18 protein-coding genes are annotated in these 17,003 nt (G+C 67.9%); 4 read left to right on the top strand and 14 right to left on the bottom strand.

Annotation, left to right across the window (positions count from 1 at the left end):
• The first annotated feature begins 76 nt into the window (after nucleotides 1-76).
• Nucleotides 77-397 (top strand): antibiotic biosynthesis monooxygenase family protein, encoded by a 321-nt coding sequence (locus tag D6850_RS08700; RefSeq protein ID WP_121165904.1) that lies wholly within the window; start codon nucleotides 77-79, stop codon nucleotides 395-397.
• A 72-nt stretch (nucleotides 398-469) separates the two neighbouring features.
• On the top strand, nucleotides 470-877 hold the full coding sequence (locus D6850_RS08705) for a universal stress protein (RefSeq protein WP_121165906.1): 408 nt from the start codon (nucleotides 470-472) through the stop codon (nucleotides 875-877).
• A 55-nt stretch (nucleotides 878-932) separates the two neighbouring features.
• Here the strand turns inward: D6850_RS08705 and D6850_RS08710 are convergent, their stop codons facing one another.
• The 11 genes from D6850_RS08710 to D6850_RS08760 form a co-directional block, all read right to left on the bottom strand.
• Entirely contained in the window at nucleotides 933-2,237 is a 1,305-nt protein-coding gene (locus tag D6850_RS08710) for an NAD(P)/FAD-dependent oxidoreductase (RefSeq protein WP_121165908.1), read from the bottom strand.
• Between the two features lie 5 nt (nucleotides 2,238-2,242).
• Entirely contained in the window at nucleotides 2,243-3,601 is a 1,359-nt protein-coding gene (locus D6850_RS08715) for a glutamine synthetase family protein (RefSeq protein WP_121165910.1), read from the bottom strand.
• Nucleotides 3,601-4,293: a type 1 glutamine amidotransferase gene (locus D6850_RS08720; RefSeq protein ID WP_245964141.1), complete on the bottom strand. Its 693-nt coding sequence runs from the start codon at nucleotides 4,291-4,293 to the stop codon at nucleotides 3,601-3,603. The genes D6850_RS08715 and D6850_RS08720 overlap by 1 nt, the downstream gene beginning before the upstream one ends.
• An 82-nt stretch (nucleotides 4,294-4,375) precedes the next feature.
• Nucleotides 4,376-5,692: a glutamine synthetase family protein gene (locus tag D6850_RS08725; RefSeq protein WP_121165912.1), complete on the bottom strand. Its 1,317-nt coding sequence runs from the start codon at nucleotides 5,690-5,692 to the stop codon at nucleotides 4,376-4,378.
• A 31-nt stretch (nucleotides 5,693-5,723) separates the two neighbouring features.
• Entirely contained in the window at nucleotides 5,724-6,530 is an 807-nt protein-coding gene (locus D6850_RS08730) for an ABC transporter permease (protein WP_121165914.1), read from the bottom strand.
• Nucleotides 6,527-7,363: an ABC transporter permease gene (locus tag D6850_RS08735; RefSeq protein ID WP_121165916.1), complete on the bottom strand. Its 837-nt coding sequence runs from the start codon at nucleotides 7,361-7,363 to the stop codon at nucleotides 6,527-6,529. The genes D6850_RS08730 and D6850_RS08735 overlap by 4 nt, the downstream gene beginning before the upstream one ends.
• A 128-nt stretch (nucleotides 7,364-7,491) precedes the next feature.
• Nucleotides 7,492-8,208: a transporter substrate-binding domain-containing protein gene (locus tag D6850_RS08740; RefSeq protein WP_121165918.1), complete on the bottom strand. Its 717-nt coding sequence runs from the start codon at nucleotides 8,206-8,208 to the stop codon at nucleotides 7,492-7,494.
• Between the two features lie 42 nt (nucleotides 8,209-8,250).
• The gene (locus D6850_RS08745) at nucleotides 8,251-9,027 is read right to left on the bottom strand and encodes an ABC transporter ATP-binding protein (RefSeq protein WP_121165920.1); all 777 of its coding nucleotides are present in this window, start codon (nucleotides 9,025-9,027) and stop codon (nucleotides 8,251-8,253) included.
• Between the two features lie 114 nt (nucleotides 9,028-9,141).
• Entirely contained in the window at nucleotides 9,142-9,897 is a 756-nt protein-coding gene (locus D6850_RS08750; protein ID WP_121165922.1) for a phosphate/phosphite/phosphonate ABC transporter substrate-binding protein, read from the bottom strand.
• The gene (locus D6850_RS08755) at nucleotides 9,894-10,334 is read right to left on the bottom strand and encodes a tellurite resistance TerB family protein (protein ID WP_121165924.1); all 441 of its coding nucleotides are present in this window, start codon (nucleotides 10,332-10,334) and stop codon (nucleotides 9,894-9,896) included. Before D6850_RS08755 ends, D6850_RS08750 begins: the two co-directional genes overlap by 4 nt.
• 48 nt (nucleotides 10,335-10,382) lie before the next feature.
• Entirely contained in the window at nucleotides 10,383-10,922 is a 540-nt protein-coding gene (locus D6850_RS08760) for a tellurite resistance TerB family protein (RefSeq protein WP_342769532.1), read from the bottom strand.
• Nucleotides 10,923-11,001: 79 nt separating this feature from the next.
• On the opposite strand from D6850_RS08760, the gene D6850_RS08765 reads away from it, so the two are divergent.
• Nucleotides 11,002-11,574 (top strand): hypothetical protein, encoded by a 573-nt coding sequence (locus D6850_RS08765; RefSeq protein WP_121165926.1) that lies wholly within the window; start codon nucleotides 11,002-11,004, stop codon nucleotides 11,572-11,574.
• 19 nt (nucleotides 11,575-11,593) lie between these two features.
• Here D6850_RS08765 and D6850_RS08770 read toward each other — a convergent pair whose 3' ends face one another.
• Nucleotides 11,594-12,973, bottom strand: coding sequence for an FAD-binding oxidoreductase (locus D6850_RS08770; protein WP_206019232.1), 1,380 nt, complete (start codon nucleotides 12,971-12,973; stop codon nucleotides 11,594-11,596).
• A gap of 81 nt (nucleotides 12,974-13,054) precedes the next feature.
• Between D6850_RS08770 and D6850_RS08775 the strand changes: the two genes are divergently transcribed.
• Entirely contained in the window at nucleotides 13,055-14,743 is a 1,689-nt protein-coding gene (locus tag D6850_RS08775) for a chloride channel protein (protein WP_121165930.1), read from the top strand.
• Nucleotides 14,744-14,767: 24 nt separating this feature from the next.
• Here the strand turns inward: D6850_RS08775 and D6850_RS08780 are convergent, their stop codons facing one another.
• Together D6850_RS08780 and D6850_RS08785 are read right to left on the bottom strand one after the other, a co-directional pair.
• Nucleotides 14,768-15,109 carry a DUF427 domain-containing protein gene (locus D6850_RS08780; protein ID WP_121165931.1) on the bottom strand — a complete coding sequence of 114 codons (342 nt, stop codon included), beginning with the start codon at nucleotides 15,107-15,109 and terminating at the stop codon, nucleotides 14,768-14,770.
• Between the two features lie 67 nt (nucleotides 15,110-15,176).
• Nucleotides 15,177-16,994 carry an aminopeptidase P family protein gene (locus tag D6850_RS08785; protein WP_121165933.1) on the bottom strand — a complete coding sequence of 606 codons (1,818 nt, stop codon included), beginning with the start codon at nucleotides 16,992-16,994 and terminating at the stop codon, nucleotides 15,177-15,179.
• Nucleotides 16,995-17,003: the final 9 nt, after the last annotated feature.

Consider the following 17,003-nt stretch of genomic DNA (forward strand, 5'->3'; position numbering starts at 1 on the left):
TAAACCAAGCGTTAAGAACCGTGACTCTTGCCGCGGCGGCATTACTTGCTACGCTGGGATGAAAAGGGAGGACGCCATGCCAAGGATTGACGCCGCGGGGAGCCATCAGACGGTGATCACGACCTTCGAGATGACGCCGGGCACCTGCCAGGACCTGCTGGACGAGTTGACCAGCGCCTACGAGGACTTCATCTCGCGTCAGCCCGGGTTCATCGCCGCGGGGCTGCATGTCAACGACGCCCAGACCCGGATCGCCAACTATTCGCAATGGAAGCGCCGCGAGGATTTCCAGGCCATGCTGCGCACCACCGAGATGCGCGAGCGCAACCGTCGGATCCACGCGCTTTGCAAGAGCTTCGAGCCGGTGATGTACGACGTCGCCGCGACCTTTGGCTGACCTGGATCAAGGCGGGGCGGGCGCGAAAGGCGTAGGACCGGGATGAACACCGACCCAAGAGGAGCGTTCCCCATGTATGACAACATTCTCGTGCCCGTATCGCTTAGCGAGGACCGCGACCTGAACACCGCCTTCGAAGTGGCGCAGCGGTTGGGCGGCGGCAAGGCGCAGATCACGCTTCTGAACGTGGTCGAACAACTGCCGCCCCATACGCTGTCCTACCTGCCCGCCGACCACATGGCCAAGCGCCGCGCCGAGGTCGAGGCGCAGCTTGCCAAGATGACCGACGAGGTTCCGCACGCGACGGGCGCCGTCGCCTCGGGTCATGCCGGGCGCGCGATACTCGATTATGCGCAGACGCATGGTATCGACTGCATCGTCATCGCCAGCCACAGGCCGGGCATGCAGCATTTCCTGCTGGGCTCGACCGCCGCCAGAGTGGTGCGTCACGCCAAATGCGCCGTCCACGTGATCCGGTAGCGGGGGTCAATTCTCTTCGCTGAGGAGAATTGGGAAGACTTTTTCGGGAAGAGTATCAAACGCCCAGCCGGTCGCGCAGAGCGTACCATGTCATCGCCAGCGCCAGCAGCGGGCTGCGCAGCGCGGCGCCGCCCGGGAAGGTCTGGGCAGGTACGCGGGACATGAGATCGAAACCCGACGCCTCGCCAGCCACCGCCTGCGCCATGAGATAGCCCGCATGGGTCGCATTGCCGACCCCGTGGCCGGAATAGCCCGACGCGCTCAGGATGTTGGGCGCGAGGCGGGCGAGATAGGGCATCCGCTGCATCGTGATCGCCAGCGTTCCGCCCCAGGCGTATTCAAGCGGCACGCCGCGCAGATGCGGGAAGATCTGCAGCATCGGCTTGCTCACAGTGGCGCGGATGTTCGATGGAAACCGGTAACCGTAGCTTTCGCCGCCGCCGAACAGCAGCCGCCCATCATGGCTGAGGCGAAAGTAATTCACCACGAACTTGCTGTCCGCCACGGCGACGTCGCGGGTCAGCACGCGCGCGGCGTCCGCGCCCAGCGGTTCGGTCGCGACGATGAAATTGTTGATCGGCATCACCTTGGCCGCGATCTTGCGGTTCAAGCCGCCGAGATAGCCGTTGCAGGCGAGGATCACGTGATCCGCCGCCACGCGCCCGTGATCGGTGCGCACCAGCGTGCCGTGGCGCGTGTCGATGTCGTGCACCTTTGCGCCCTCATGGATGCGCGCGCCCGCCGCCTCGGCCGCGCGGGCGAGGCCGAGCGCGAAGTTGAGCGGGTGCAGGTGCCCCGCGTCCATGTCGAGCGTCCCGCCGTGATAGGCGGGCGAGGGGCAGAGCGCGTGCATTGCGTCGCGGTCGAGCTTTTCGATATGCGCGTAACCGTAATGCTCGGCCAGATGGTCGGCCTCGGCGTGTTCCTCGCTCATTTCGCGCGCGCTAAAGCAGGCATGCGCCACGCCGGGTTTCAGGTGGCAGTCGATTTCGTGCTTCTCGATCAGCGACTTGACGAGGCGCTTGGCCTCCTCCGCCATCTCCCAGAGCTTTCCAGCGTCATCGCGCCCGACCAGCCGTTCCAGTTCGCGCTGGCCCACGCGCTGCCCGCTGCCAAGCTGCCCGCCATTGCGCCCCGACGCGCCGAACCCCGCGCGATGCGCCTCGAGCAGCACCACGTCGAGCCCTGCCTCAGCCAGATGCAGCGCCGCCGAGAGGCCGGTATAGCCCCCGCCGATCACGCAGACATCGGCGCGCGTCTCGCCCTTGAGCGGCGCGCGCTGCGGCGGCGCATCGGCAGTGGCGGCATACCAGCTGTCGGGATAGGCGCCCGCGCGGTCGTTGGCGTAGAGCAGGTCCATCCGCGTCAGACGTTCATCAGCAGGTGCTCACGCTCCCAGGGTGAGATCACGTGCAGGAACTCGTCGTATTCCGCGCGTTTGACGATCCCGTAAACGCGGGCGAATTCGGGGCCAAGCACCTCGTGCAGCGCGTGCGCCTCCTCGAACAGGTCGAGCGCCTCGCCCATGACGCGCGGGATGTCGCCTTCGCCCTCGTAGGCGTCGCCGCGGAATTCCGGCTCGGGCGTCTTCGCATCCCGAAGGCCGAGCAACCCGCAGGCGAGGCTGGCCGCGATGGCGAGGTAGGGGTTGCAGTCCATCCCCGCGAGCCGGTTCTCGACGCGCCGCGCCTCGGGCGGGGAAATCGGGATGCGGATCCCCGTGGTGCGGTTGTCGCGCCCCCAGGCGAGGTTGATCGGCGCGGCGTGGTCCTTGACGTAGCGACGGTAGGAATTGACGTAGGGCGCGATCACGGCGATCGCCGCGGGCATGTGGTTCTGCATGCCGGCGATGTAGTAGTGGAAGGCGTCCGTTTCCTCGCCCTTCTTGTCGATGAAGATGTTTCTGCCGGTCTTCGCGTCCAGAACAGAATGGTGGATATGCATCGCCGATCCCGGCTCGTCCGCGATGGGCTTGGCCATGAAGGTGGCGAAACAGTCGTGGCGCAGCGCCGCCTCGCGGATGAGGCGCTTGAAATAGAACACCTCGTCGGCAAGCGCGACTGGATCGCCGTGGTTGAGGTTGATCTCGAGCTGGCCGGCGCCGCCCTCCTGGGTGATGCCGTCGATCTCGAATCCCTGCGCCTCGGCGAAGTCGTAGATGTCGTCGATCACCGGGCCGAATTCGTCCACCGCGGTCATCGAATAGGCTTGCCGCGCGGCCGCCGGCCGGCCCGATCGGCCGATCATCGGCTTGATCTCCTGCGCCGGGTCGATATTGGGCGCGACGAGGTAGAACTCCATCTCCGGCGCGACCACCGGGGTCAGCCCGCGTTCCTCGTAGAGCGCGACGACCCGGCGCAGCACGTTGCGCGGGCTGAAGGGGATCGGGGCGTCATCCTTGTCATAGGCGTCGTGGATCACCTGGATGGTCCAGTCGCCGGTCCAGGGCGCGGCGGTCGCGGTGCTCATGTCCGGTTTCAGGATCATGTCCTGCTCGATGAAGCCCTTTTCGCCCGCCGCGTCGCCCCAGTCGCCGGTGATGGTCTGGAAGAAGATCGAATCGGGCAGGTGGAAATGCTTCTGCCGCGCGAACTTGCTAGCCGGGACGGCCTTGCCGCGCGCGATGCCGGGCAGGTCCGAGATGATGCACTCCACCTCGTCGAGCCGCCGCCCCTGAAGATAGTCGCGCGCCGCGTCGGGCAGGTTCTTGGTCCAGTCAGCCATCAGGCGCCTCGCTTGAGAAAATGGGCCATGCGGTCGGCGACGATCTGCGCGTCGGTTGGCCGGTCGGTCTGCGCCAGCGCCCCGTCGAGCAGCACATCGGGCACGAGGCCACGTCCGCGCGACTCGATCAGCCGCTCGACGAAGGCGTTGGTATGTTCGGGATGCGGTTGCACCGTGTAGATGCTGTCGCCGTATAGCAGCGCGGCGTTGCGGCAGAACTCGCTCTCGCCGATCACCTTGGCGCCCTCGGGCAGTTCGACCACCTGGTCCTGATGCCACGCGTTGAGCTGCAGCGGCTGCCCCTCGATCCGGTAGTTCTGGCGGCCGACGGCCCAGCCGCCTTCGAATTTCTCGACCTTGCCGCCAAGCGCCTGCGCGATGATCTGGTGGCCGAAACAGATCCCCACCATGGGTCGCCCGTCGTCCCGGACGGCGCGGATGAACTCTTCGAGCGGGGGAATCCAGTCGTGATCCTCGTAGGCGCCGTGTTTCGAGCCGGTGATGAGCCAGCCATCCGCGGCGTCGACCCCGGGGGGAAATTCGCCGTCGACCACGGCGTAGGTGTCATAGGTAAAGCCATGCCCGGCCAGCAGATCGGCGAACATGCGGTCGTAATTGCCCATGTCCTTCCTGATCTCATCGGGCGCGTGCCCGGCCAGCAGGATTCCGATTCGGGTTTCGTCGCCCATCATGCCACCATAATTTGATCAAATTGCAGGCTAGTCCAGCCCGCGCCACCCGGCAAGCGGATAATAGGGCGGCGCGTGGCCGCTGTCAGACCTTTTCCAGGTAGGTTTTCCAATGCTGGTCCTCGGGGATCGCGGTCATGATCGCGACCTCCTGCCGCTTGGTCCGCACGAGGTTGCGGATCATCTTCGAATCGAAGATGCGCGCGATGAACGGGTCGCTCTCGAAGAGGTCGACGGCGCCCGCCCAGTCCCCGGCCAGTTGCGGCAGGTCCTGGCTGTAGGCGCTTCCCTTGATCGGGGGTCCGGGGTCCATGCCGTCCTCGATGCCCGTCAGCGCGGCCCCGAGGATCGCGGCGAAAATCAGATAGGGGTTGATGTCCCCGCCCGCGACGCGGTGCTCGATCCGGCGCGCGGCAGGCGCGCCGCCGGGGACGCGCACAGCGGCGGTGCGGTTCTCGTAGGCCCAGCAGATCGCGGTCGGCGCATGCGCGCCGGGCACCAGCCGCGCATAGCTGTTGGCATGCGGCGCAAAGACGAGCGTGGAGCCGCGCATCGCCGCTAGGCAGCCGCCGATGGCCGCGCGCAGCGTGTCCGTTCCCTTGGGCCCGCCATCGTCGAAGACGTTCTTGCCCTCCGCGTCCAGCACGGAAAAATGCATGTGCATCCCGTTGCCGGAATCCAGCGCAAAGGGCTTGGCCATGAAGGTCGCCGCGCAGCCGAACTTGCGCGCGAGTCCCCGGATGAGATGCTTGAACAGCCAAGTGTCGTCGGCGGCGTGCAGCGCGTCCTGGTGGTTCAGCGTAATCTCGAACTGTCCGACGCCGGCCTCGCTGGTGGCGGTCTGGGCGTCGATATCCATCAGCGCGCAGGACTCGTAAAGGGCCGACAGGAACGGGTCGAACGCGTCCATCTCGCTCAGCGACAGGATTTCAGAGCCGTCGATGCGCCGCCCGCTGCGCGGGTCACGCACCGATTTCAGCGTCTTGCCGCTGTCGTCCACTAGGGTGAACTCCAGCTCGGTCGAGGCCACCACGCTCCAGCCGCGCGCGGCAAAGCGGTCGAGCACCGCCTTCAGCGCCAGCCGCGCGTCGCCGTAAAAGGGCGTGCCGTCCTCGAAATACATCTGCATCGGCACCAACGGCTGCACGGAGTCGAGCCAGGGCAGCGGCACCGCCCCGCGCGAGGTGGGCAGCAGGATGCCGTCGGCGTCGCCGGTCTCGAAGATCAGCGGGCTGTCCTCGATATCGGCGCCCTTTATGTCGACGTTGAGCGCCGAGAGCGGCATCCGCACCGCGCCGCTGCCGAGCTTCTCGAAATAGGAGGCGGGCACGCGCTTGCCGCGCATCTGGCCGTTGAGATCGCAGGCGGCGACGCGGAAGGTGGCGAAATTTTCAAGCTGCATCGGATTACCTCATGAAGGATGAAGGCTTGATTCACCGGATGAGGTTCGGACGCAACCGCAATCTGCGCCGCGCCTCGCCGGGCAGATGGCGGTTCAGGCGGCGGTTGACGAGGCCGAAGAAGCCGATCACGCATAGCGTCAGCAGGATGAAATAGCCCGCGAGGATCGGGTAGGGGATGAAGGGGTTGAAGGTCTTGTCCGCGAAATAATTGGCGTAGTAGAGCGCGTCGCCCCGCTGCTGCCAGGCCGGGAACCCGCTGAAGAAGACGAGCGTCGTGGCGTGAAAGAGAAAGATCGCCTCGTTCGTGTAGGCCGGCCACGCGAGGCGCAGCATCGTGGGCCAGACGATGCGGCGGAACCGCGGCCAGCCCGAGAAGCCGTAGGCGTCCGCCGCCTCGACGTCGCCCTTGGGGATCGAACGCAGCGCGCCGTAGAAGATTTCGCCCGAATAGGCGGCGGTGTTGAGGAACAGCACGATCAACGCGCCCAGCCACGCGGCGGTGAACGCGTCGAAGATGGGCGAAATGCCCTTGAGATCCAGAAACAGGAAATACGCAAAGAAGAACTGGATGAAGAGCGGCGAGCCGCGAAATACGAGGATGAACCATTCCGACGGCTTGCGCAGCAGCGGGTTGCGCGCCCCCTTGCCGACCGCCACCAATGTGGCGAGGAAGAAGCCCGCTATAAGCGCGCAGACACCGAAATAGACGTTCCACACCATGCCCGAGCCGATCAGCACGAACTGGTCGCAGAGCGTGAAATTGTCCCGCGGCAGCAAACGTTCGCCCAGCCCGAGGCTGCGCAACCCGTAATCCTGTATGGTCTGCAGGCAGCTCATGCGCCCGCCCTTCTCTGGGCTTCGCCGCCGGTGGTCGCCTGCCCGCGGGTCAGCCGTTTCATCACCCGCTCCAGAAACAGCTCCGAAACCCGGGTGAACGCCAGGTAGAAGATCAGCAGCGCCAGGAAATACCACATCCGCCAGTCGCCATGCGGGAAGTCGGTAAAGCGTGGATTGGCCGTGCCGCCCAGTTCGCGCCCCCAGTAGACGATGTCCTTCACCCCGAGCAGGAAGAGCAGCGGCGTCGCCTTGATCAGCACCATCCAGAGGTTGGAAAGCCCCGGCAGCGCGTAAACCCACATCTGCGGGATGAGGATCCGCCAGTTGACCTGGTGGCGGCTCATGCCATAGGCCTCGGCGGTTTCAAGCTGGCCGCGCGGCACCGCGCGCATCGCCCCGTAGAGCACGTTGGCGGCGAAGGCGCCGAAGACGATGGCGAAGGTCAGCACGGCGGTGAAGAAGCCGTAGACCTCGTGCACCCATTGCGGCGCGGTGGAAAGCGGCAGCTTGGCCGCGGCGCAGACGACGAAATCGTTGCCCTGCCGGATCGGCGCGTCCCAGTCCGGGCACAGGAACTGGTGACGCATCCATTCGAACGCCTGGTCAAGCGCGATCACGAAGAACAGGAAGAACGCGATGTCGGGCACGCCGCGCACCAGCATGATGTAGACCTTGCCGAACCAGCGCAGCGGGAGGATCCGCGACCGCGCCGCCATCGCCCCCCCGAAGCCGAAGACAAGCGCCGTCGGCGCCGTGATCGCCAGGAGCAGCAGCACGGTGCCGAAGCTCCAGTAGAGCGACATGTGCTTGCCCGTGGTCAGGTAGCACGCCATCCAGCGGACGGAATCGAGCGTCTCGGGGGTTGCGCAGAAATCGAAGATGGCGGGCCTCGTGGCGAGGTTGGTTGAGTATTTTCAGAACATTGAAAGAGGGGGGCGCGCGGCCCCCCTCCGGTCGAGGATCAGTCGAACGTGGCGCCCACGTCCCATTTCTTGATCAGTTCGTTCAGCGATCCGTCCTCCTTCATCGAGGTGATCGCGGCGTCGAATTTCTCCCTGAGCTCGGTGTCGCTCTCGCGGATGCCCATGCCGATGCCCATGTTGATGTTCTCCTCGCGGTCGAGAAGCACCAGGCTGTCGTCTTCCTCGGCGATGGGAACGAGGTAGGACTTGTCCGCCAGGACCGCGTCGGCCTCGCCGTTGCGCACGGCGGCGACGGTTTCCTCGGGGGTGGCGAATTCCACCAGCGTCGCGCCGCTATCCGCAACGAACGCGGCCTGGATCGTGCCGGTCTGGGCCGTCACCACGCCGCTGTCGACATCGACGTCCTTGGACAGCGCCAGGTACGCGGACGGGTCCGGCATGGTGTAGTTCTGGGTGAAATCGATCACCTCGTCACGCTCATCGTTGATGGTCATGCCGGCGATGATGGTGTCGTAGTTGCCCGACACCAGGTTGGGAATGATGCTGTCCCAATCGTTCGTCACCCATTCGCAGGTCAGTTCCGCGCGTTTGCAGAGCTCGTCGCCCAGCTCGCGCTCAAAGCCGTCTACCTCGCCGGAATCGTTGATGAAGTTGTAGGGCGGGTAGGCGCCCTCGGTGCCCATGCGGATCGTGTCGGCCGCAGCCATCCCGGCGCCGAGCGCCAGCGCGGTCGCGGTCATCATCAGTTTCTTCATTTTCTTGGTCTCCCTTGGTTTTATCCCGTGTGACGGGATGGTTCAGTCCGGCCGGGTCGAGCTCAGAAAGCCCCGCAGCCGTTCCGATTCCGGCGCCCCGAACAGCCGTTCGGGCGCGCCTTCTTCCTCGATAAGGCCCTGGTGCAGGAACACAACGTGATCAGACACATCCGCGGCCATCTTCATGTCATGCGTGACGATCATCATCGTGCGTCCCTCGTTCGCAAGGTCGCGGATCACGCGCACCACCTCCTGTTCGAGCTCGGGGTCGAGCGCGCTTGTCGGTTCGTCGAACAAAAGCGCCTCGGGCTCCATCGCGAGCGCGCGCGCGATCGCGGCGCGCTGCTGCTGCCCCCCCGAGAGCTGGGCCGGGTAGGCGTCGGCCTTGTCGGCGATGCCCACCTTGTCGAGATAGCCGCGCGCGGCCTCCTCGACCTCGGCGCGGGGGCGGCGCAGGACGGTGACGGGCGCCTCCATCACGTTTTGCAGGATGGTGAGATGCGCCCAGAGATTGAATTGCTGGAACACCATGCTGAGATTGGTGCGGATGCGCAGCACCTGCTTGGGGTCGGACGGGTGACGGTGCAGCCCCTTGCCGCGCCATGTCACCGGCTCGCCCTTGAAGAGGATGTCGCCCTGCTGGCTGTCCTCGAGCAGGTTGGCGCAGCGCAGGATGGTCGATTTGCCCGACCCCGAAGAACCGATCAGCGACACCACGTCGCCGCGCCGGGCGGTGATGTCCACCCCCTTGATCACCTCCAGCGCGCCGTAGGCCTTGTGCAGATTGGCGATCTCTATGACGGGGGCGGTGTCGGTCAAGGCGGCTCCGGATATGCAGCGGGCAGGTTGCGCAAGGCAGTAGGGCGCAAATTCCGCCACAATGCAACGTGCAATGCAAGGGTGCGGGCGCGGGCCGCCGCAAGTGACGCAGGGTCAGGTGGGGCGCGCGCCCTCCGGCGGCGGCGGATTGGGCACGGTGAGCCACGCCTCTGCGGGCAGGCGGACGAGCCCTGTCAGCATCAGCGCCTCGCGATGCCATGCCTCCAGCGCGGCGATGGCGCCCGCCACCGCGTCGGCCAGCGCGTCGGCGTCGCGCCCGGACGCAGTGATGTAGGGCAGGATCGGCGTGGGCGCGGTGCGCTCCAGTTCCTTCAGCGCGTCGGCCCATCTGTCATGGCGCAGGATCAGCGCCCAGCTCAGCGCGTCGATCGCGGCGATGTCCGCGCGCCCCTCGGCCACCGCGCGGGCCGAGGCGGCGTGCCCGCCGGTCTGCACCGGGTTGGCGAAGGCGAAGCCATGCGCGGCGGCATGGGTCTGCGGGGCGGCCCATCCCGATTGCGACAGCGCCTCGTTGAAGGCGAAACGCGCCTGCGCGAATTCGGCCGGGGCGGCGCGCGGATCGTCGCGCCGCGCGACGAAGACCGAATTGTAATGCCCCGGCGGACAACCCGGCAGCGCGTGGTCCGGCGCGCCGATCAGCGTCACGCGGCCATTCAGCCGCGCGCGAAAGGGATAGCCGCAGGTCTGCGACAGCACGAGATCGGGCGATTGCCATTGCTCCCACAAATCGCCGCCGCGGGTCAGGCGCGCGGGCGCGGCGAAGGGCAGGCGGGCGCGGATGCCGGACCAGAGCGCGTCGTTCGCCGCCGCCGTCTCGGGGCGGTCATACATCGGCAGGCTGGCGATCATCCGCCTTCGTCGACGCGTTTCCGGGCGAGCGCGCTGTCCATGTCGCTGACCCCGAGAAAATTCGACGCCATGCGCAGGATCGCATCCTCGGACTCGTCCCGCTGCCCGTCAGCAAGCGCGACCTGCCAGAGCGATTCGATCACGCCGATGCGCTCCTCGTAGGGGACGGCGTCCTTGATCGCGCGCGTGAAACGCACCGTGTCCGGCGCGCTCGCCTCGAGCGTCTCGGCCTCGGCGCGCAGGGATTGCGCGGCGTCCTCGCCCAGCCCGTAGCGGGTGGCGAGAATGCGGTCGATGCGCCTGATCTCGCCGGGGCTGTAATCGCCGTCGGTCCGCGCCACCCGCACCAGTAGCGCGGCGAGCGCGCGCCGCGCGTCCTCGGGGTTGAGCGGTTCAGGCGCGGGCGCCGTGAGTCGTCTGAGAATGTCAGCTATCATGGGCGGGGTTATATCCCGGCGCGCCCCCCGCGCCAAACCGAAAGCGCGCTACCGCGCGGCGTCGCGCGCGCGAATCGGGGCGCAGTCCTCCTCGCTCAGCCCGAGCGCCGCGCGCATCCGCTCCATGCGTTCGAGATCCTCGTCGCGCTCCAGCCCGTCGGCGAGCATCACCTCCCATAACGCGCCCTGCGCCTCGACGCGCGCCTCGAGGCTGACGGTCTCGCGGATCAGCAGCGCGAAAGCCCGGGTTGCCGGGGCGGCGGCCTCGATCTTTTCGCAGGTGGCGCGCAGCTTGGCGGCCTCCGGCTGGCCGAGCCCGTTGATCCGCGCCAGCAGGCGTTCGATGCGGCCGATCTCCTCGGCGCGGTATCCCTCGTCCGCCTTGATTACCCGCACCATCAGCGCCCCGAGCGCGATCCGCGCGTCAGGCTCGGGCAGCGGCGCGGGCGTGTCGCCCTTGAAGAGATCCATGATCCGCGTGAGCATGTCCGCCAGAGTATCCGCCCACGCGCCCACGGCAAGGGCTTGCAGCGGTTTGCCGCTCGCCACGGTCGGCGATTTTCGCGACTTGCCGCAGCGCCGCCACATTCGTTCCCAAGTTTTTCCAAGCTGGCGCTGCAGATCCTCGTGCGACGCGAACCCAGGGGCTAACACGAAAGGCGAATCCGTGACGGCGAGGCGCAGGGCGACAACCCCGATATATGACTGGAACAGGTCCGGCTGGGCGCGCCAGCCGGCCGAGGCGCATCTCGCCGCCGCCCGTGCGGCGGGGGCGGAAGGCCTGCGCTCCCTCGTGCGCAGCTATGACTGGGATTTGCACCCCGAACCGGTGCTCGGTTGGGCGATGGGGCAGCGACAGGTCGATCTGGCCGGCGCCGTCACCGCATTCTTCAACGGCACGCCCGAGCGGTTCAACCATCTGCACAAGCGCGACGTGCCGCTGAAGTTCCAGGCGGCTGCGCTGGTGCTGGACAATATCTGCCTGCGGGTCAATTCCGGCTTCTACGCCGTGGCGGCGGACGCCCCCGAGCCCGATCTGCGCCGGCTGAGCGAATGGATCGCGGGCCAGCAGGCCGACCGCGCGCGCGGCGCGATCGGGCGCTGGGCGCTGGATGAACAGATCGTCGGGCGGCTCTGGCATGACGGCGCGTTGGCGCAACCAGAACCGCCGGGCGCGCCCACGCGCAGCGCGCCACCGCGCGCCCGGCTTGGCCGCTGGCTCGCCGCGTCGCTGGCCTGAGCGGGGGCGGCGCGCCCTGTCAGTTGCGCGGCGGGACCAGCTTGCCGGGGTTCATGATATTCAGCGGATCGAACGCCTGCTTCAGCGCGCCCATCGCCTCCCATGCCTGGCCGTGCTCCGCGCGCATGTAGCCCAGCTTGCCGACGCCGACGCCGTGCTCGCCCGTGGCGGTGCCGCCCAGCCGCAGCGCGCGTTTCACCATCCGGTCCGACACGGCCTTCGCGGCGGCGACCTCCTCCGCGTCGGTTTCGTCGATCAGGAGGATCGCGTGAAAGTTTCCGTCGCCCACATGGCCGAGGATCGGCCCCTGCACGCCGCTTTCCTGAAGGTCGCGGCGGGTCTCGTCCACTGCTTCGGCAAGTTTGCTGATCGGCACGCAGATGTCGGTGACGATGGCGCGCGCCCCGGGCCGCGCGGCGAGGATCGCGTAATAGGCGTTGTGCCGCATCTCCCAGAGCGCGTTGCGCTCCTCGGTGCGGGTCGCGCGGTCGAAACCCGACCCGCCATGCAGCGCTGCGATTTCGCCGAAGGTTTCGGAACATTCGGCGACCGCGGCGGGCGAGCCGTGGAATTCCAGCAGCAGGTGCGGGCGCTCGGGCATGTCCATGCCGGAATAGGCGTTGGCCGCGGCCACGCTGGCGGCGTCCATCAGTTCGATCCGCGCGACGGGCAGGCCCATCTGGATCGCGTCCATCACCGCGCCCACCGCCTCGCCGACGCCCGGAAACGCGCAGATCGCGGCCGAGATCGCCTCGGGTTGGCCGTGCAGGCGCAGCGTGAGCGCGGTGATGAGCCCGAGCGTGCCCTCGGCCCCGACGAACAGCCCGGTAAGGTCGTAGCCCGCGCTCGACTTGCGCGCGCGGGCGCCGGTGCGGATGATCCGCCCGTCCGCCGTCACCACCTCGAGCGCGATCACGTTGTCGCGCATCGTGCCGTAGCGCACCGCGGTGGTGCCGCTCGCGCGGGTCGAAGCCATGCCGCCCAGCGTAGCGTTGGCGCCCGGATCGACCGGGAAGAACAGGCCCGTCGCGCGCAGTTCATGGTTGAGCGCCTCGCGCGTGACGCCGGGCTGCACGGTCACGTCCATGTCGTCGGCGCGCAGCTCCAGAACCTTGTTCATGCGGGTGAAATCGACGCTCACGCCGCCCTGGAACGCCTGCGCCTGTCCCTCGAGCGACGTGCCCGCCCCCCAGCCGACGACCGGCAGGCGGGCGCGGGCGCAGATGGCCACGATCCGCGCCACCTCTTCGGCGGTTTCGGGATAGGCCACCGCATCGGGCGGCGTCGTCGCGAAATGCGATTCGGATTCGCCGTGCGCGGCCAGATCGGCCTTGGACCGCACGAGCCGTTGGCCTAGTAATGTGTCCAGCGCGGCAATCGCTCCGTCCTTGTCCGTCATCGCGTCCTCCCGCTTGGCGGTGAACCTAGTGCAAGGGCCAGCAAGGGGAAAGACCATCGGCAAGACGCCCGGACAAGACGCATGAGTGAGCCGGAAAACCCCTTCGTCGCGCGCAATGTCGCCGCGCTGCGCAAGACGCTGCACAAGATGTGGCGCGTGTTGCTGACCCGCGGCCCGAGCAAGTTCCAGTTCTGGCTGATCGCGCTCGGGATCGGGGTGATGGCCGGTTTCCTCACGGTTCTCTTCCGAAAGTCGCTCGAGGCGCTCGAACGGTTCTCCTACGGCGCCGACGACGGAACGCGCCTGCACAGCTACGTGCAGACGCTCGACTGGTGGTGGATCCTCGCCGTGCCGATCATGGGCGGGGTCATCATCGGGCAGATCCTGCACCATTTCACCCCCGACGCCCGCGCCCGCGCCGTGGCCGAGGTGATCGAGGGCGCGGCGGTGAACGAGGGCAGGATGGAGCACCGCGCCGGCGTCGCCTCGATCGCGGCCTCGCTGGTGACGCTGGGCATGGGCGGCTCGGGCGGGCGCGAGGGGCCGGTGGTGCACATGGCCGGCGTGCTGGCGAGCTGGGTCAGCTCGCGCATCGACGCCGACGGGATCACCGGGCGCAACCTGCTGGGCTGCGCGGTCGCGGCGGCGGTTTCGGCGTCGTTCAACGCGCCGATCGCCGGCGCGCTCTTCGCGATGGAGGTGGTGCTGCGCCATTTCGCCGTGCAGGCCTTCGCCCCCATCGTCATCGCCAGCGTCGCGGGCGCCGTGGTCAGCCGGTTCTATTTCGGCGACATCACCGAATTCATCGTGCCCGGCAGCGGTGTCCTCGCGTTCTACGGGGAGCTTCCCGCCTACCTGCTGCTGGGCGTGGTGAGCGGGATGGTCGCGGCGATCTACATGTATTCGATCTTCTTCGCCGAGGACACGGCGGGCGCGGCGATGAAGCGGCTCGGGTTTCCGCGCTGGTTGCGCCCGGTGATCGCGGGCGCGCTGCTGGGGGGGATGGCGATCTGGTATCCGCATATCATCGGCGTCGGCTACGAGACGACCTCGGCCGCGCTCACCGGCAAGCTGGTGCTGCACGAGGCGGTCGTGTTCGCCGTGCTCAAGGTCGCGGCGGTGGCGATCACGATGGGCGGCATGATGGGCGGCGGGATGTTCTCGCCCTCGCTGATGGTGGGCGCGCTCACCGGGCTGGCCTTCGGGCTGATCGCGACCGGCTTCTTCCCCGAGGTGTCCGGCAGCGCCACGCTCTACGCGCTGGCGGGGATGGGCGCGGTGGCCGGCGCGGTGCTCGGCGCGCCGATCTCGACCACGCTGATCGTGTTCGAACTGACCGGCGACTGGCAGACCGGGATCGCGGTGATGATCTCCGTGTCGATCTCGACCGCGCTGTCGGCGCGGTTCGTGGCGCGCTCCTATTTCCTCACGCAGCTTGAGCGGCGCGGAGTGCGCCTTGCGGCGGGGCCGCAATCCTACCTGCTGTCAATGAACCGGGTCAGTTTGCTGATGCGCAAGCCCGACCATGCCAAGGGCGCCCCGAAAGAGACCTGCTGGGAGATGATCGACGACGGCATCTACATCGACGCCACCGCGACGCTCGAGGTGGCGATGCCGATCTTCGACCGCACCGGCGTGCTTTTCATTCCGGTGGTCACGCTCGGCAAGCAGGGAGAGGAGCCGGAACTGCTGGGCGCGCTCTTTCATGTCGATGCGCTGCAGGCGTTCAACCGCGCGCTGAGCGCCATCAGCAAGGAAGAGCATAGCTGAGCGGCCGGCGCCGCGCCGCCGCGCTCAGACTTCCTCGACCGTCACCGTGTCGCTGCGGTGAAAGGCGAGATGCCCGGCGATGGCGGCCGCCTGCTCGTTCGGGTCGGGATAGCTCCACGCCGCGTTCTCGAGCGTCTGGCTCTTGGTGACGATGTTGAAGTAGCTGGCCCGCCCCTTGTGCGGGCATTTGGTGGTCTGCTCGCTGTCGTCGAGAAAGGCCATCGCCACGTCGGCGCGCGGGAAATAGATCACCGCCGGGTAATCTCCTTCGCTGAGTTCAAGCGCATCGCGCGTCTCCGCCAGAACGGCGCCCCCGGCGCGAACGACCCATGTGCCGCCCGCCTTGCGAATTCTTATATGCGGCATGCTGCCTCCCTGATGCTTGCGCCGCCAGCTTACCCATGCGCGGCGGCGCTGCCTATGCAAAATCGCCCTAGAGCGGGCGCGCGTTCCTCTCGAGCCAGGCCGCCGCGTCCCCCTCCAGCAGCGGCCCGATCTTCTCGAGGCAATCGGCGTGGTAATCGTCAAGCCAGTCGCGCTCGTCCGCGCTCAGCTGGTCGACGTCGATCAGGCGGCGGTCGATGGGCACGTAATTCAGCGTCTCGAAGCAAAGCTGCGTCACGCCGTCGCCGGTCCCGAGCGGCGCGGCCTCCTGCACGGCGAGGATGTTCTCGATGCGGATGCCGAAAGCGCCCTCGCGGTAATAACCCGGCTCGTTGGACAGGATCATCCCCGGCTCGAGCGGGACCTCGCTCGCGCGGCTGATGCGCTGCGGCCCCTCGTGCACGCAGAGATAGACCCCGATGCCATGCCCCGTGCCATGCGCGTAATCCTGATCGGCAAGCCACAGGGGATAACGCGCGATGGCGTCGATATCGCGCCCCGACAGGCCCCGCGGCCAGCGCAGGCGGCTGATCGCAATCATCCCCTGCAACACGCGGGTGAAGGCCGCGCGCTCGTCCGCGCCGGGGTCGCCGATGGGCAGGGTGCGGGTGATGTCCGTGGTCCCGTCAAGGTATTGCCCGCCGCTGTCCAGCACCAGCAGGTCGCCCTCCTGCATGGTGCGGTTGCTGTCCTCGGAGACGCGGTAATGCGCCAGCGCGCCGTTGGGCCCGCTGCCCGAAATGGTGTCGAAACTGATGTCGAGCAGCTCGCCCCCCAGTTCCTCGCCCCTGGCGCGGCGGCGCGCCTCGAGCTCGGTCACGACGCCGATCTCGCTCACGCTGCCCGGCTCCTGCGCGTCGAGCCAGGCCAGCGCCTCGCAGACCGCCGCGCCGTCGCGCAGGTGCGCGGCGCGGGTCGCGTCGAGCTGGGCGGCGTTCTTGCGCGCCTTGGGCAGCACGCAGGGCTCCGCTCCGAAATCGCGCGCGATCCCGGCGTCCGTCAGGATCTTCACCACCGCCACCGGCACGCTCGACCGGTCCAGCCGCACCGGCCCCTCCAGCTCGGCCAGCGCGGCGGCGAAACCGGCGTCGTCATGCGCGCGCACGCCGTCGCGCGTGCAGGACGGGGGCAGCGCGTCGAGCTTGGCCGCGTTCACGAAGAGATCGACCGTCGCGTCGTCATGCAGGATCGCGAAGGCGTGCGGCACCGGGTTGCGCGGGATGTCCGCGCCGCGGATGTTGAGAAGCCAGGCGATGCTGTCGGTCAGCGTCAGCACCGCGCAGCGCGCGCCCGCCTCGCGCAGCGCCTCCGCCAGCCGCGCGCGTTTCTGCGCCGAGGTCTCACCGGCGAGGTCATCGGGATAGGCGGTGATCGCGCCCGTCGGCGGGCCGGGGCGGTCGTGCCAGATCGAATCGACCAGGTTGTCGCAGGGCAGGGTGATGATGTCGCCGCCCTCCAGCGCGTCGTTCAGCTTGTCGATCTCGCCCCGCGTGTGCAGCCACGGATCATATCCGACCCGCCCGCCGTCGGGCAGCGCCTCCTTCAGCCATTTCGCAAGGCCGGTTTCCGGCCAGTTTACGATCTCGAAACTCTTCGCGTCGACCTGGCCGCGCGCCTGCGCGCGGTAGCGCCCGTCGACGAAAAGACCGGCGCGCTCGGGCGTGACGGCGGCAAACCCGGCCGAGCCGGTGAACCCGGTGAGCCAGGCCAGCCGCTCGTCGCAGGGGGCGACGTATTCGCCCTGGTGGGCGTCCGCGCGGGGGACGAGAAAGACGTCGACGCCAGCGGCCGACAACGCCGCGCGCAGCGCCGCGAGCCGGGGCGGCCCCTGTTCCGGCGAAGCGGTGGTGTCGAAGCTCTGGAACATGGGGCGGGC

Source organism: Roseovarius spongiae, assembly GCF_003651245.1.
In the GTDB taxonomy this organism is placed as follows: Bacteria; Pseudomonadota; Alphaproteobacteria; order Rhodobacterales; family Rhodobacteraceae; genus Roseovarius; species Roseovarius spongiae.